Source organism: Flammeovirga aprica JL-4, from assembly GCF_012844305.1.
In the GTDB taxonomy this organism is placed as follows: Bacteria; Bacteroidota; Bacteroidia; order Cytophagales; family Flammeovirgaceae; genus Flammeovirga; species Flammeovirga aprica.
In genome coordinates, this window is record NZ_JABANE010000018.1 from 25,145 (window position 1) to 40,607 (window position 15,463).

Annotated in this window: 13 protein-coding genes; 8 read left to right on the forward strand and 5 right to left on the reverse strand. The window is 34.0% G+C overall.

Features of this window, described 5'->3' with window-relative positions:
• Positions 1 to 36 precede the first annotated feature (36 nt).
• Positions 37 to 2,904, forward strand: a complete 2,868-nt coding sequence (locus tag HHU12_RS08645; protein ID WP_169656341.1) for a leucine-rich repeat domain-containing protein — start codon at positions 37 to 39, stop codon at positions 2,902 to 2,904.
• A gap of 85 nt (positions 2,905 to 2,989) precedes the next feature.
• Here the strand turns inward: HHU12_RS08645 and HHU12_RS35290 are convergent, their stop codons facing one another.
• A complete protein-coding gene (locus HHU12_RS35290; protein ID WP_169656342.1) occupies positions 2,990 to 4,144 on the reverse strand; it encodes a sugar transferase in 1,155 nt (384 codons plus the stop codon).
• 228 nt (positions 4,145 to 4,372) lie between these two features.
• On the opposite strand from HHU12_RS35290, the gene HHU12_RS08655 reads away from it, so the two are divergent.
• From HHU12_RS08655 to pflA, 7 genes are all read left to right on the forward strand, one after another.
• Positions 4,373 to 4,837 carry a response regulator gene (locus HHU12_RS08655; RefSeq protein ID WP_169656343.1) on the forward strand — a complete coding sequence of 155 codons (465 nt, stop codon included), beginning with the start codon at positions 4,373 to 4,375 and terminating at the stop codon, positions 4,835 to 4,837.
• A 94-nt stretch (positions 4,838 to 4,931) separates the two neighbouring features.
• The gene (locus tag HHU12_RS08660; RefSeq protein WP_169656344.1) at positions 4,932 to 5,426 is read left to right on the forward strand and encodes a response regulator; all 495 of its coding nucleotides are present in this window, start codon (positions 4,932 to 4,934) and stop codon (positions 5,424 to 5,426) included.
• Between the two features lie 295 nt (positions 5,427 to 5,721).
• Entirely contained in the window at positions 5,722 to 6,600 is an 879-nt protein-coding gene (gene cysM, locus HHU12_RS08665) for a cysteine synthase CysM (protein WP_169656345.1), read from the forward strand.
• Between the two features lie 16 nt (positions 6,601 to 6,616).
• Positions 6,617 to 7,132, forward strand: coding sequence for a DUF3347 domain-containing protein (locus HHU12_RS08670; protein ID WP_169656346.1), 516 nt, complete (start codon positions 6,617 to 6,619; stop codon positions 7,130 to 7,132).
• A gap of 125 nt (positions 7,133 to 7,257) precedes the next feature.
• Positions 7,258 to 9,447 (forward strand): 7TM diverse intracellular signaling domain-containing protein, encoded by a 2,190-nt coding sequence (locus HHU12_RS08675; protein ID WP_169656347.1) that lies wholly within the window; start codon positions 7,258 to 7,260, stop codon positions 9,445 to 9,447.
• A gap of 17 nt (positions 9,448 to 9,464) precedes the next feature.
• Complete coding sequence (locus HHU12_RS08680; RefSeq protein WP_169656348.1) at positions 9,465 to 10,265, forward strand: ABC transporter substrate-binding protein; 801 nt, start codon at positions 9,465 to 9,467, stop codon at positions 10,263 to 10,265.
• A gap of 207 nt (positions 10,266 to 10,472) precedes the next feature.
• Complete coding sequence (gene pflA, locus HHU12_RS08685) at positions 10,473 to 11,252, forward strand: pyruvate formate-lyase-activating protein (protein ID WP_169656349.1); 780 nt, start codon at positions 10,473 to 10,475, stop codon at positions 11,250 to 11,252.
• A gap of 3 nt (positions 11,253 to 11,255) precedes the next feature.
• Here pflA and HHU12_RS08690 read toward each other — a convergent pair whose 3' ends face one another.
• From HHU12_RS08690 to HHU12_RS08705, 4 genes are all read right to left on the reverse strand, one after another.
• Positions 11,256 to 11,774, reverse strand: coding sequence for an NUDIX hydrolase (locus tag HHU12_RS08690; protein ID WP_169656350.1), 519 nt, complete (start codon positions 11,772 to 11,774; stop codon positions 11,256 to 11,258).
• Positions 11,774 to 12,775, reverse strand: coding sequence for a hypothetical protein (locus HHU12_RS08695; RefSeq protein WP_169656351.1), 1,002 nt, complete (start codon positions 12,773 to 12,775; stop codon positions 11,774 to 11,776). The genes HHU12_RS08690 and HHU12_RS08695 overlap by 1 nt, the downstream gene beginning before the upstream one ends.
• A 141-nt stretch (positions 12,776 to 12,916) precedes the next feature.
• Complete coding sequence (locus tag HHU12_RS08700; protein ID WP_169656352.1) at positions 12,917 to 13,408, reverse strand: hypothetical protein; 492 nt, start codon at positions 13,406 to 13,408, stop codon at positions 12,917 to 12,919.
• Positions 13,409 to 13,424: 16 nt separating this feature from the next.
• A complete protein-coding gene (locus HHU12_RS08705; RefSeq protein WP_169656353.1) occupies positions 13,425 to 15,446 on the reverse strand; it encodes a putative porin in 2,022 nt (673 codons plus the stop codon).
• Positions 15,447 to 15,463: the final 17 nt, after the last annotated feature.

Sequence of the window (15,463 nt, forward strand, 5' to 3'; positions counted from 1 at the left end):
CATCAAAGGGTAAAATATAGTTTAAATATTTTTGGCTTGGTATCAAGTAAAAAAGGAAAAAGTATATCTTTGAGTTACTTAATAAGTAAAACTAATAAAATGCTTAAGAACTTCATTCTAACTATAATGAGAAACAAACTATTGTATATCCTTTTCTTTTTTTCTATTTCTTCGATTGTAAAAGGACAGGTCCCTTACTTAATCAATGAAGTAGATGTTGATTTTAAAGATGGTACAATCAACGCCTATCACTCAGAAGCAAGAGATATAATTATTCCTCCTTTTTTAAATGGAGAAAAAGTTGTTGCGATTGCCCCTAGAGTTTTTCAATTAAAAAAGCTGTCCGGTGTTAGCCTACCTAAAGGACTGAAAAGAATAGAGGAAAATGCCTTCTTTTTTAATGAATTAAAAAAGTTAGAACTCCCTGAAGGCTTAGAATACATTGGACCTTTTGCATTCTCATCTAATGATATTGAAAGTGTCAGCTTCCCCTCTGGCCTTGAACGAATTGAAAAGAATGCCTTCTATTCTAATGAATTAAAAAAGTTAGAACTCCCTGAAAGTATGAAATATATTGGAAGAGAGGCATTTTCAAAAAATGCACTAAAAGCTGTTACTCTTCCTGATGAGGTCCATTTTATTGGAGAAGAGGCATTCTATAAAAATATTATTTCAACTCTTCATTTGCCATCAAAATTAATTTATTTAGGCCCTGGGGCTTTTAAAAATAACAATCTTCAACATCTCCTTCTTCCAAAACAGCTTAAATATATTGGAGCTTTTGCATTTGAAGAGAATATGATAAATGAGATTCAACTACCCTCTGGCTTACAATATATAGGGAAGTATGCGTTTAATGAAAATGCGTTAGAAAAAATTGAATTACCTGAATCTCTTCTCTTTTTAGGGGAATATGCCTTTTCTTCCGAACATTTTTTCACTATTGAACTACCAACTGTTGGTCTAAAAGGACAATGGTATGAGGTCTCTGATGACAAGGTGAACAAATTTTCTTCTAATGAGGGTGCATGTGATGTTAATAGTTTTTTTTACTATTCCGTTGAAAAATACAAAGCTTTAGATAATGATTTTGTTTTTAATAATGGGATCATTGATAAATATGTCGGCCCAAGATCAGGAAGTATTATTATCCCCTCAAAAATCAATAATGAAAAAGTTATAGCTATTGGAGCTGAAGCCTTTAAAGGCTTATCCTTAGATAAGGTTATCTTTCCAAAAGAGTTGAAAACGATCAGTGAAAGTGCATTTGAAGGAAATTTACTAGTTAGTATTGAATTTCCTAAAAGTTTAGTGTCTATAGGTAAAAGTGCGTTTAAAGATAATGAGATAACAGATATAAGTTTCCCAGAAACACTTACTTCAATTGGTAAATCGGCTTTTGAAAAAAATAATATAACTGAACTTCACTTACCTGATCATCTTACAAGCATTGGAAAGTCAGCTTTTGCTAGAAATAAACTTAAAACTGTTCATTTTCCTAAACATCTCACCACAATTCCAGAAGATACTTTTTCCTTTAATAAGCTAGTTGAAATACGCTTGCCTCCAAATCTTCTAGCGATAAGTGATTATGCTTTTTTCAATAACAAATTAGAAAGGATCAAATTTCCCAATACGCTAAGAAAAATTGGAAAAAGTGCTTTTCAGTTAAATAACTTTGAAAGTGTAAAATTACCCCAGAACGTAGTTTATATAGGCCCATTAGCGTTCTCTCAGAATGCGCTTAAAAGCTATAAATTACCTTCTCCTGAATATGATGGAATGTGGAAAAACTGCAATAATCCAGATGAAGTAGAACCCTTAAATATTGCCGAATACTATTACCATGTAGAAAGCTACATCACTAAAAATGAAGACTATTCAGTTAAGGAGGGGGAAATAATAAAGTATTTTGGCCCAGGAGGAGATATTATCATACCGGAGTATATACAAAATCAATACATCAACTCAATTGGTGCGTCAGCATTTCAATACTGCAATTTGTACAATGTAATTTTACCACAGAGAGTTACCTCCATTGGTAATCAAGCTTTTGAACAAAATTATCTTGAAAAGATTGTTTTACATGAGGGGATAACTGATATAGGGGACTCTGCCTTTTATGATAATAATTTAAAGAATTTATCGATTCCTAAAGGCATAAAAACAATAAGGAAAAATTGCTTTGATTACAATCAATTGGAAAGTGTACAACTTCCAACAGGTATTAAAAATATTGGATATGGAGCTTTTCAAAGTAATGTAATTGAAAAGTTGAATCTGCCTGAAGGTATAGAAAATATTGCTGCAGATGCTTTTAATGATAATTCCTTAGAGCGTTTAAAATTACCTCAAAGTTTGAAATCAATAGGGCGTGATGCTTTTAACTATAATATACTAAGGACAGTAGAAATGTCTTCACACCTCCAATTTATAGGTATAAGGGCTTTTTTCAGTAATAAATTAGACAAAATAAATCTACCAAATAACCTTCAATTTATGGGCTTTGATGCTTTCAGTCAGAATAGGATTTACAATTTAATTCTACCAACCCCGAGTCCTATAGAAGGTGTTGTTTATGATCATTGGTACGATGAGAGACAAGACAGAATATGTGAATATGGGGAAGATGTTTGGGAAAAAGGGACTTATAAGCTTGTTCTTAAAGAAGATAACCGTATACTAATTAGTGTCTTATTCACGAATGGGAAAGGAAATTTAAAAGTATCGGGTGATTATAAAAAGAGTTATACAAACCTTACACATATCAACTTTTTTGTACAAAAAGGTTCTTCTATTATGCTTCAAACCAATAAAAGTACAGGAGGTGCATCAAAAACGCTGAATTATAATGATATAAAAGAAAATAAACAGATGATTGTTGATTTTGATGCTTATCAATAGTCTATGTAGAAGATAAGATGTATAAAAAACGAGCCTCGTTTATTGATCAATAAGCGAGGCTCTCTGTTAAAAAAAGAAATAAAAGTTATTCCTCTTTCTGTAACATTGCCGGAAATGTTCTGAACATTAATTTGAAATCCATAATTGTATTTCTAGTACCAGCATATCTATTATCCAATTTCATCCTCTTTTCACTGTTCATAAAAGGATCAATCGATTTCTGAATTTGCCATAACCCAGTGATGCCTGCTGGAGTATTAAAACGTTCAACAGTACCATCTGTAGTCAATTTTTCAGCTTCATAGAGTGGGAGAGGTCTATTGCCTACAACGGACATTTGCCCTAACAGAACGTTGACTAACTGAGGTAACTCATCCAAACTTGTCTTTCTAATGATAGCACCTACTTTTGTAATTCGTGGGTCATTCTCTATTTTAAAAAAAGTAGATTGATTTTTTTTAGCCTTAAATACTTTTTCGCTGATGGTAAACCCATCGTCTCCAGTAATCATGGTATTACAAGGTTCTATATCTTCAATATTTTCCGATTTGGAATAGCTATTTTTTACAAATAATCCTTGTACCAATTGATCCGCATTAACTTTCATCGACCGGAATTTTAAAAAGGGGATAACGTTATAATCTCTACCAATTCTTTTGGAGACATAAAAAACAGGCCCTGGATTTTCGATATAAATAGCTATGGCTATGATCAAATAAATAGGGAGCAGACAGAGCATCATGACCAAAGAAAAAGCAATATCAAATCCTCTTTTTCCAATAAGGCTTTTGTTGGCGTAAATGTGATGCAGAGTCTCTGTGAGGGTTCTTTTACCCTGTTTCTTCTCTATTTTATGATGAGGATTAAATCTCCTGTAGCGGTCAAGTATATTCTTGATTCTGATATGCAACTCACCGGGATTAAAAGGTTTGGCAACAAAATCATCAACGCCAAGGTTGAGTACTTCTATCTTCTTTGCAGAAGCGTCTTCCCCTGAAAGGGTTATGATGGGTAAAGTAGCAAATTGAGGGTTATTTTTGAGAGTTTTCATAAAAGAGATACCCGATTCTTTGTTCAGATTGATATCACTGATCACCAATTCTACAGTGTTTTTTTCTAAAAAAGAAAGGGCTTCTGCAATAGTACTTTTACAATGAACTGTATACTCTTTTGATAGTAGGTTACGCACAAATTTCTGCATGAATTTATCATCATCTAATAACAGTATTTCGTTAAACATAATTAGGTTTTTGAGTAAATAAATTGTCATTAATCAGCTACTCGTTTCAACATTCACCTTCTTAAAAAAGTTCTATTTTTACATTATTTTTCTTCCGATAGGCCTGTGTATTTCAGTACTTCATTTTTATTATAGTATTTTTCATGAAATAACTTGCACTAAAATATTAATAATGCAGCTAACGTTCAATTAAAGTGTTATATTCTTATAAATTACACTTTTATAAAAATGAGAAAATCCATTTTAGTGGTTGATGATGATCTATTTATCAGAGACATTGCATCTCATGTTTTAGGCGTAGATAACAATGTATTATTGGCCCATGACATGATAAATGCGCGAAATATACTGCATAATGAGCATATTGACCTTATTCTTTTAGATATAAAATTAGAAAAGGAAACAAGCGAAAGTTTATTTAAGATTATTCATCACAAAAAAGAAAAAGAGATTCCAGTAATTGTTTTTTCAAGTAATCAAGATCCGGGAATCAAAGATAATTACATCGATATGGGAATAGCAGACTATATTCAGAAACCCTTTAATTTGAATGATCTTGAGGTAAGAATCAAAGATGTTCTTATTATGGACAGTCCTCCTAAAATGCAAAAAAAGAAAAAGGCATCGCATTTTAAAAATTGGTTTTTGCGTTTAATCAAGATAAAAAGGTACAATAAGGACGAAGTTTGTTAATAATGTGAATAAATAATAAATATTAGTGAACTTAAGATGATGAAGTGATGTTTTAGAAGTGATAAAACAATCATAAGACCCAGATAAAAGAATTATGAAGTTTCCAATCCTAATTATTGAAGACGATCAGTTTATGCGTGACCTAACAATCAACGCTTTAAAAGATAAATATGAAGTCTATGCTGCACAAACACTTGAGGAAGCTAAAAAGGTCCTTAAAAATAAAATTATAAAGTTAGTACTGACAGACTTAAATCTAGATCAAGAAAACACCTTTGATTTTATCCTGAACTTGAGATCATCAAAGCATTATTCAGATATTCCAATCGTGGTCTATTCTGGACAATTTGATCTCACTCAAAAAGGGCATTTACTCAATAAAGGGGTAGCAGGTTTTATCGAAAAACCATTATCTCTCAATGAATTGCAAATCAGAATTGACAACTCTATCGCTCATTATTCTAAAGTAAGTAGAATAAAAATGAACGAAAGAAAAGCAACTCCTGTTGTAGAAGAAGAGAAAACGAGCACAATAGGAGAGAAAGTCAATATCATCAGAAAAAGTTTTTACAATACACTTTTCACATAAAATTTACACTCTATAAAGATTTTACAATAACCCAATTACTATTTATTTAAATCAGAATGAGCCTTATGTATTTTACATAGGCTCTTTTTTTGTTTCAAACATGCTCTTAAAAATTTGGAGCTACTTATTTGGTTTCTTTCTCATCGCGTACTGTTGTAAAAACAAACCTTGGATTTATCAGTTAGGTAAGAAATTTATTGCACAGACTTTCTTGTAAATAAACTCTGTGTATCTTTGCTTTTATTTTTGAAATAAAACGAAGAATTTAATCTCTAAACTATCAACGAATAGAATTATGTCATCAGTATTATCGCTAGTAGGAAATACTCCTTTGGTGAAGCTTGAAAAGCTGAATCCCAACCCTAACGTTACAATTTATGCAAAATTGGAAGGTCAGAATCCCGGTGGAAGTGTAAAGGACAGAGCGGCTTTTAATATGATCAATGAAGCTATTAAAAGTGGTCAGTTGAAAAAAGGTATGAAATTAATTGAAGCGACAAGTGGTAATACGGGAATTGCTTTAGCGATGATGTCATCTTTATTTGGAGTAGAAATAGAATTGGTGATGCCTGACAGTGCAACGATTGAAAGAGTAAAATCTATGAAAGCTTATGGTGCAAAAGTAACGCTTACACCTGCAGCAATTTCTATGGAAGGAGCTAGAGATTATGCTTTGAGCAAAGTGGAAGAAGGAGGGCATTTGATGTTGAATCAATTTGACAACCCCAACAACTACTTGGCACATTATAAAACAACAGGGCCAGAGATTTGGAGAGATACAAATCATGAAGTGACGCACTTTGTTTCTGCAATGGGAACGACAGGTACTATTATGGGAACTTCAAAGTTTTTAAAAGAACAATCTTCAGACATTACTATTGTCGGTACTCAACCTGCTGAAGGTGCTCGAATTCCTGGTATCAGAAGGTGGCCACAAGAATATTTACCAAAAATATTTGACGCTTCAAGAGTAGATGAAACCATTGATGTAAGCCAGGAAAATGCTACTGACATGACTAGAAAATTAGCACTAGAAGAAGGCATTTTTGCGGGAATGAGTAGTGGGGGTTCAGCTTATGCGGCTATAGAAACAGCAAAAAAAATTGATAAAGGCGTGATTGTCTTTATTGTTTGTGATAGAGGAGACAAATATTTATCAAGCGATCTATTTTAATTATATATATAAACCTATGAGAACAATTGTATTATCATTCCTATTAGGATTATTCCTAATGAGCTGTGGTGGAGAGCAAAAATCACAACAGCAACAAGAAACAGCAAAAGAAGAAGAAAAGTTAGAAGCTGTTGTCTATGATGCGGAGAAGGCAAAAGCGCCTCAAGCGTATATGAAATTATCGGAATGTCTAATAGCGAGTAATCCTACAGCAGCACAAACTTATGCTAAAAGATTAAAAGCAGTGATGCCTGCTGAAGGTGCTGAAGAAGTAAATAAATCAATCGATGCAATCATCAATTCTGCAGATTTAGCTGCTCAGAGAAAAAGTTTTGAAGCTGTAACGGCTTATTTTCTTGAAGTAGCAAAGAAAGGTGATGCAGGAATGGACATTTACTTAGTACACTGCCCAATGGCATTCAACAACACTGGTGCGGATTGGTTGAGTGCTACAAAAGAAGTGGTTAACCCTTACTTCGGAGACGAGATGTTACACTGTGGTAGAGTGATGGAAACAATCAAAGGGAAATAAAAGTCTCATTTTCTGAATGTTAAAAAAGTCATATTCTAATTTATTGGAATATGACTTTTTTATTATAACTTAGTCATGCAATTAAGGAGTAATACTCCTATTTTTTTGAATGACTATTTTTATTTATGCGACTCTTTGCTACGCTTATATTACTCTTCAGTTTTTCTTTTGCTTTCAGTGAAAATAAAATTTTAATTGATGCTACTTCTAAAGAAATCAACACTGTATCGGAACATGTTGAAATCTTCTTAGATTCAAGTAATGCGATACCTTTTGAGAAAATATTAAATACCAATGTTTTTGTGCCTAATGAGCAACAAATTATCAATGTAGGTTTTAATGAAGCTTCTTTATGGCTTAAGCTCTCCCTTAGCAATATTGATTTACAAGAAGACAAAGATTTTATTCTTGAAGTGGGAAATAGCAGTCTTGATGTTATAGAAGTTTATGAGGTAGAAGGAGGTCAAATTATTAACTATCAACTACTTGGAGATCAAGTTCCTTTTTTAGAGCGTGCTATTCAATTCAGAAACTGCTTATATCCTTTTCGTATAGAGGCTGACTCTGAAAAGTATCTTTATTTGAAGATTCAAACGAACGGCGCACTGCAAGTACCACTTACAATAGCCACGCCCACAACATTCTTTATTAATCATCTTAAAACAGAAACAGCATACGGTATTTACATCGGTATAATGTTGGTAATGGTTTTGTATAACATCCTTATTTTCTTATCACTCAAAGACCTTAATTACCTCTATTATGCCTTTCCAATATTAGCCAATTCCACTTTCTTTTTATCATTAAGCGGACATCATTTTCAGTATTTATTTCCAAATTCACCCTCTGTAGCTAATAATATTACAGTCATTTCTATAGGTGCTTGGATATTGACTTCTTCCTTTTATGCTAAATCATCTTTGCAGTCCAAAAAGTATTCTAAAGTTGCAGACATCGCACTGATTACAACTATGGTGCTTGGAGGAATCGGAGTCCTTCTGCCTTTTGTCACTAGCTATGCCTTTGCAGTAAGAATAAACAGTAAATTCACTTTAGTCAATTCATTAGTGATGTTTGTTGCTGGTCTATTGATCTGGTATAAAGGCAATAAATCAGCACGTTTCTTCATCCTAGCTTGGACTGCTTATCTAGTAGGTACATTTATTTTTGCACTCATGAAGTTCAATTTTATTGAACAGAATGCATTTACTAAAAATGTACTGGCTTATGGTGGTGTTATAGAAGTTCTCTTTTTGTCATTGGCATTAAGTGATAAGTATAAATTGTATAAAAGAGAGAAGGAAGTTGCACAGAAAGAATTGCTTGAACAACAATTACAAGCGAATGCTGTCCTTGAAGAAAAAGTAAATGAAAGAACAGCAGAATTAAAGGAAAAACAGGTTGAACTAGAACAAAATGCTGCTACTCTTCAAGAAGCTTTTGAGCAGATCAATAATAAAAATGTAGAGCTGGAACAACAGAACGAGGAAATTGTGACACAGCGTGATATGGTAGAGAAACAGAAAATTCACCTTATCGAATCCAGTGATAAAATACAGGCTAGTATTAATTACGCCAAAAGAATTCAAGCCACAATGCTTCCTTCACTTTCTCAATTGAAAGATTTATTTCCTGATTCCTTCTTGCTGTTCAGACCAAAAGATATAGTTTCCGGAGATTTTTATTGGTGTGCAAAAGTTGGGAATAAGAAAATATTGGCAGCTGTGGATTGTACAGGACATGGTGTTCCTGGAGCGTTTATGTCATTGGTAGGTTATCATCTATTGCAAGACATCGTAGTGAAAACAAAAATTACTTCTCCCGAAATCATATTACAAGCCCTGCATCTTCAAATTATTAAAAGCCTTCATCAGGAGAATTATCAATTGAAAGATGGTATGGATATGAGCTTGTTTGTTTATGATGAGAAGACAAAGATATTTGAATTTGCCGGGGCACATAACCCATTAGTATACAGTCAGGGAGGTGAATTTGTACTGATAAAAGGAGATAGAAACTCTATTGGCTCAACTAGACCTAAGGTTTCTTTTACAAATCATAAAGTGATGATCGACAAAGAGACTACACTTTATTTATATTCAGATGGTTTTCAAGATCAGTTTGGTGGTCCAAAAGATAGAAAGTTCGGTTCAAAAAATTTCAGAGCTGTACTGCAAGAAAATAGTGCTTTGGAGCTTGGGTTACAAAAAAGTATCTTGGAAAGCGCATTGGATAATTGGATGATGGCTGATGAGAATCATCACAAGCAAACTGACGATATTTTAGTTATTGGTGTTAAATTAGGGCAGGAATAACTATAATTTTTTGATATATGGATCATCAATATCCCCAAAGGATTGTTTGTCTGACGGATGAAGTGACTGAGTGGCTTTATTTGTTGGGAGCACAAGACAGAATAGTGGGAATTTCAGCTTTTGCCGATCGCCCTGCTGAAGCCAAAAAAGAGAAACCAATGGTTTGCGGTTTTACAGGAGCAAACTTCAAAAAGATATTAGCCACTGAACCTGATTTGGTGATTGGGTTTTCTGACCTGCAAGCTGATATTGCTTCTAGACTGATAAAAGAAGGTATCCCAACATTGATTACAAATCAGCGTTCTATCACCGAAATCATCAATACACTAATGATGATTGCAAGAATGATTGGGGCAGAGGAGAAAGGGAAGGAGTTGATCGAAAAAATGTACGCAAATATTGAAGAGGCAAAGCAATTTTCTAAGACCCTAGAGTTGAAACCTAAAATTTATTTTGAAGAATGGGACGACCCAATTATTACGGGTATTCAGTGGGTTTCTGAAATCATTACCCTTTGCGGTGGTGAAGATGTATTTATAGAGCATGCCAAAGAACAAGGGGCTCAAGGAAGAGTTTTAGCAAGTTTTGGTCCTGTGGTGAAGAAAAACCCTGATATTGGATTATTCTGCTGGTGTGGTAAAAAGTTTGATAAAGAAGCTGTTTTGAATCGTACTGATATTCAATCCGTGAATTTTTATAAAAACAATGAAATACACGAGGTAGACCCAATTTTTATGTTGCAACCTGGACCTGCCACTATTATGGAAGGAATTCCTTATTTAATGAATATTATTAGGAATTGGAGTCTTAAAAACTAATATATAATAGGTAAATTTGTAGGAGTACTTAAGTACAAATTCAAAATTATTTCGTACTATTTGATAGATTTATTTTGATATGATCACTCAAGGAAAGCGTTTGAATAAAAAGATTATTAAAACGTTTTTCTGAAATAAATTTCACTAAAAATAATGATGAAATAGTTCTAATTTTATGAAGTACAAAGGAAAAAACGAAAATTATATATGAGCACTTTCCCACAGCAAGATCCATCTATCTTAAACGATAAAGACCCTGAATTATTAAGAATACACTCTATTGAAACATTTGGTACGCACGACGGTCCCGGTATCCGATTTATTGTCTTTGTTCAAGGGTGCCAATTCAGATGTCTGTACTGCCACAACCCTGATACATTTGATGTAAAAGGAGGAAAGCATATACAATTGGATGAAATTGAGAAAAGAGTCTTAAGACAGCGTCCTTACTTTGGTGATGAAGGTGGAATCACTATTTCAGGTGGAGAACCTTTATTGCATCGAAAAAAACTAATTACACTTTTCAAAAGACTAAAAGAACAGGGTATTCACACTTGCTTGGATTCCAACGGACGTTTGGTGAATAAGGAAGTAGAAGAACTTTTGGAGTATACTGATTTGTTGATGCTAGATGTAAAACACATTAATGACGATTGGCACCACAAATTGACTACGGTTTCCAATTCGGCTACATTAAAACTAGCTGAAATGAGAGAAAAACAAGGAAAGCCAATGTGGATCCGTTATGTTCTTGTACCAGGTTGGTCAGATCAAGAAGAGTATCTTCATGAATTAGGTCAATTTTTCAAAGACTATAAAACCATTGAGAAAATTGAAATTCAGCCTTATCATAAATTAGGAGTTCACAAATGGGAAGCTATGGGCTTGAAATATGATTTAGAAGGCGTTAATCCTCCAACAGCTGAGGAAATAGAAAAAGCAAAGAATATCTTTGCTCAATACTTTAAAGAAGTGCACGTCAACTAGAAATTAGCTGACTGAATCAATATATTTAGATACAATGGCTTTGATGGATGTTAATCCGATGGCTGTTGTATCTATTTTTTTTGGGGAGAGAAATACAATACTGCTTACGTCATCATTCGCTTGAAGTGGAGTGAAGTCCTCAATTTCTGCTTTGAAAACCATATCTAAAGTATAGTAATCGATCTCTTTGTAAGTATAAGTATTTGGAAAACTACAAAAATACTCCAACGATGTAATATCAAGATTTAATTCCTCTTTGATTTCCCTTGTCGCTGCATTTTCTACGGTTTCATTGATATCCACAAATCCACCCGGCAGATCATAAGTACCTTTAAAAGGATCGAACTTCCTTACCGTCAACAATAATTCCCCTTTAGCATTGGTAATCAACACAGCAACTGCCGCTGAAGCATTGATATAAAAGTCAAAACCACATTCAGAACAAACAAAATGCTTTGTATCAAACTTAATAGCTGTACTCTGGCATTTCGGACAAGATTTAAAATGCTCTTTTATGTGCATTACATTACTAATTTTAAGGTTCTTAGAATGGCAATACCAATAGTGATCCCCAAGAATAAAAAGGCAAAGGCTACCCAACCTGGACTTGCAAGGATTGTAAAGAGTATTTGAGTATTTTCTCTTTCCATTGCAATTTGATTCTCCGCCTCTTGAAGGTTAGGAAGTTCTACATCAGTCAAATGATTGGAAAGCTGTTCCAAGATTCCATTTTTTATTGCTCCTTCCAGGCCGTATATGATAATACTTTTATCATATTGACGGGCCATAGTGATGTATTTACAAGTTTCATCCCAATTTAAAACCCTTTTATTTTCTTCATTGCTTAAAGGTTTGGTTGCATTTGCAGAACCCAATAGTAATGTTGAAAAACCTGATTGATATTCTTTCAGCTGTGCTAATGTTAGGGATGAATTAGGTTCGTAGGAATTAAAAATAGAAAGTACTTCCTGATCGTTCAATATATTGAAAGTACCAGTAATTTGCTTCCAAGTTTCTACATTTACCTCACGGCTATCCACCTGATAAGGAGAAATTACACTTACCAATTTTAAGTTCTCAGCTTTTGATAACGCTCTTAGTCTTGCATAATTTAAATCACCATGCTCTTGAACAGACCCACTGATCAATCTTTTCAAAATCACTTTACTCACTGATAATGGACCATTGTCAATAATCCTAGCATCCGTACTATAAGGAGCAAGGCTCAATGTAAGTGATTTCCATGGTAATTGATTGGAAAGGGTCCAAGCTCTAAACTTTTCATATCGTTTCAGTACTGCCGTTCCATTGTGAGCATTAGGCCAATAGTGTTCTCCTTTTGACAATAATAACCAAGCATGACAATCAATACCATTATCTTGAAAGATCTTCAAAGCCTCAACTCTTTCATCGGAGAAATCTGTCAAGCCTATATAAATATCAGCTCCTAGCTCTTTTAATTTGTGGATATTGGTAGAATCTTTAGCCAACTCCAATAGTTTAAACCCTTGAATTTCGGTCATAAAATCAATTTGTATTGATTTTTCTGCAGAAGCGAAATTAAAGAACAGACTAAAAAAATAAAGTAGGACTGTAAGTTTGATTTTTTGCATAAGGGATCTAAAAAAAATTCAACATCAACTTACTAATGTTTTCACTAATGATCAAGGTAATTTTCGAATAGTTACATCCAATACCTGTGCTTGACTATTTTTACCTAGCTTATAATTTTTCCAGAAGAAAGGACGCATAGCCAATGCCAATGCATAAAAAGCGGCGCCTTGAATGAAATGTTGTCTTTGATCATATTGTGCATTTCCAACCACAGGATGTACTGCACTAGAAACCATAAAACCAGTACCAATTAATACAAATCCGCCAAACAAAACTCTTGGGTAGGTTCTTGCAAATTTAATGGTCTCTACTTCTGACAAAGGAATTTCTGTACCTGATTTATAAAGTATAAATGAAGAATCTTTCAATGCATAAAGTTCATCCTTATAAACGGCTTTCTCGCCTTTCATTTTAAAGATGATTTGATCCCCTTCATATATTTTTTTACGGTGACGCCCATAATTGTCTATTGCCAGAAACTTTTGAGCAAAAAGTGGGGCAGTCACTAAGAATAAGAAAAATAGAAGTATTGTCTTTTTCATGATTTGTTATTTAGGTTTATTCGAACATCAACCATCTTACACCATATGAGATTCCAAACCCTGGACCCATATAACCCGGCGCAGCCCAATAGCCACTCGCTTGATTGACAAGGTTAAAAATATCAGCAACTCTTAGAAAAGCCATCGCTCTTCTCATCTTGAAGTTTACAAATAGATCTACATTTATATATCCTTCTGTTTTGTAATCGTTTTGCAAATGATACTGCTGAGTGACGGGATTATAGGCCATGCCATAAAAAGAAGAAATATACCTTGTGTCAAATCCTGTATATAAACTGACCATGCCATCACGGAATTCTTTGAAATAAGAAATCTCATATGTTGCAAAAATCTCAGGAGTTGGCATCACATTTTGATGTGTATTTTGAGTATAAACCACTTCGGCTATTTGCTGTAAAACGCCTAATCTTAGTTTGAATCGCGTACCGTATCTTGAATAAGTGATGGCTTCATCATGTTGCTGTGGTCTAGCAAATCTATCGTAATAAATATAATTGTTGATATTATTTATTTCTCCAAAAACTTCCACATTACCTCTTTCTCCCAAAGGAAGCTGAGGAGCAATATAAATTTGTTGTTTGGCAATAGGGTCTTTCTTCTCATTCCATGACATAAATACAGTCGTAAAATGTTGAGCCATCATAGGTGCCAACGTCTGTTCTAAGGTAAAACTGCCCTTCAAATATTTGGCGTCCACTTTAGCACTAATGTTATAAGCATTCGCTTTCAACATTTCAAACTCTGCATGTCCAGTTACTGCACCTAATTTTTTCGGCAATAAAAACTCTACATCACCACCTACAAAAAGTTGGTTATCTACAGGAACTGGCAAGTAATCTTCTGCAGTTCGCTGTTGATATTTATAATATCGGTAACGTAGAAAACCAGACCAGAACGTAGGCCCCAGTCTACTTTTTACACCGAGTTTATTGTCAATATATTCTTGCTTCAAACTGACATACGGTTGATCTCCATATTCGTAGTCAGTTACAATTGGCAGGTTTGCATCAGGATCACTCAAAACAGAATCCGGTAGTAAACGAAGGTTAGCTACTGTATAATCATTGTAGAGATCATAATAGTCCTTGTTTTGTGAAAGAGTTCCGGTAGTATTACTGTATTGATACCTGTAATGATCTCGAGAGAACTCATGAAATACCTGAAGTTTAGCAGTATCTACTAAAGCATATTGATGATAAAGATGATAATTGTAATTCCATTTAAAAGAAGAAGCTCCTTCAAAAAAGTAATTGGTCAATTGTCCTCTGCCAAATCGGAAGAGATCTTCAAGGGAAGTGTCTTCGTTGACCAATTCAGGTACTTTCAAACCTCCAGTTTCAGTTCCTTCATGAAAATACTGATAGTAACTTGCTAGAAGTTTATACTTATTATTCTCACTTTCATATCTTGTATTCAAGCCAAAGCCTGTATGTTGTTGTGCATTGTAAGAATTACTCACCTTATCCCTACCAATAATATAGGGTTCGCTATAACGCTGGAATAACATTCCCACTGACCAGTAGGGGTTAATGTTGTTGGATATTTTACCACCTACTTTACCTCTGTTATCCTGTCCAACTACACCATTGAAATCCGTCACAGGAACATAAGAATTATAATATTCCCAATCACTAATATCTTGAGCATAAAGATCAAAACCTGTTATACCAACTGTCTGATTAAGGTTGTTGGTTGGCCCTTCCCAGTAACTTCTTAAAGGAGAACCGTTATTGCCTAAAGTCTGATATCTGTAGCCATTTTGCCCGTGAACATCATATCTGTGCAGGTGCAGGTAAGAAGAGTCCATAATATGCTCTTCAAAGTGGATTTTATACCAATCATCCTGCTTAATATACCAAGTAGTCTGAGGACCCTTCAGCCAAGAACTGTCTTGCTCCAATACCACACCTTCCTTATTAGGTTCTTGTTTGGCATTTTCTTCTTTTTCTTCCTCTTGTGCTAAAGCGTAATTAGAAATACTAAGAAAAGATAATATTATAAATAAAAGTTTTTTCAAGATAGATTTAGATCGTA

What these genes read in the sequence shown, in the direction of transcription:
- HHU12_RS08670 (WP_169656346.1), top strand. Translation starts at nt 6,617, where the DNA reads ATGAGAACAATTGTATTATCATTCCTATTAGGATTATTCCTAATGAGC.
- HHU12_RS08700 (WP_169656352.1), bottom strand. Translation starts at nt 13,408, where the DNA reads ATGAAAAAGACAATACTTCTATTTTTCTTATTCTTAGTGACTGCCCCA.
- cysM (WP_169656345.1), top strand. Translation starts at nt 5,722, where the DNA reads ATGTCATCAGTATTATCGCTAGTAGGAAATACTCCTTTGGTGAAGCTT.
- HHU12_RS35290 (WP_169656342.1), bottom strand. Translation starts at nt 4,144, where the DNA reads ATGTTTAACGAAATACTGTTATTAGATGATGATAAATTCATGCAGAAA.
- HHU12_RS08675 (WP_169656347.1), top strand. Translation starts at nt 7,258, where the DNA reads ATGCGACTCTTTGCTACGCTTATATTACTCTTCAGTTTTTCTTTTGCT.
- HHU12_RS08695 (WP_169656351.1), bottom strand. Translation starts at nt 12,775, where the DNA reads ATGACCGAAATTCAAGGGTTTAAACTATTGGAGTTGGCTAAAGATTCT.
- HHU12_RS08680 (WP_169656348.1), top strand. Translation starts at nt 9,465, where the DNA reads ATGGATCATCAATATCCCCAAAGGATTGTTTGTCTGACGGATGAAGTG.
- HHU12_RS08655 (WP_169656343.1), top strand. Translation starts at nt 4,373, where the DNA reads ATGAGAAAATCCATTTTAGTGGTTGATGATGATCTATTTATCAGAGAC.
- HHU12_RS08660 (WP_169656344.1), top strand. Translation starts at nt 4,932, where the DNA reads ATGAAGTTTCCAATCCTAATTATTGAAGACGATCAGTTTATGCGTGAC.
- HHU12_RS08690 (WP_169656350.1), bottom strand. Translation starts at nt 11,774, where the DNA reads ATGCACATAAAAGAGCATTTTAAATCTTGTCCGAAATGCCAGAGTACA.
- pflA (WP_169656349.1), top strand. Translation starts at nt 10,473, where the DNA reads ATGAGCACTTTCCCACAGCAAGATCCATCTATCTTAAACGATAAAGAC.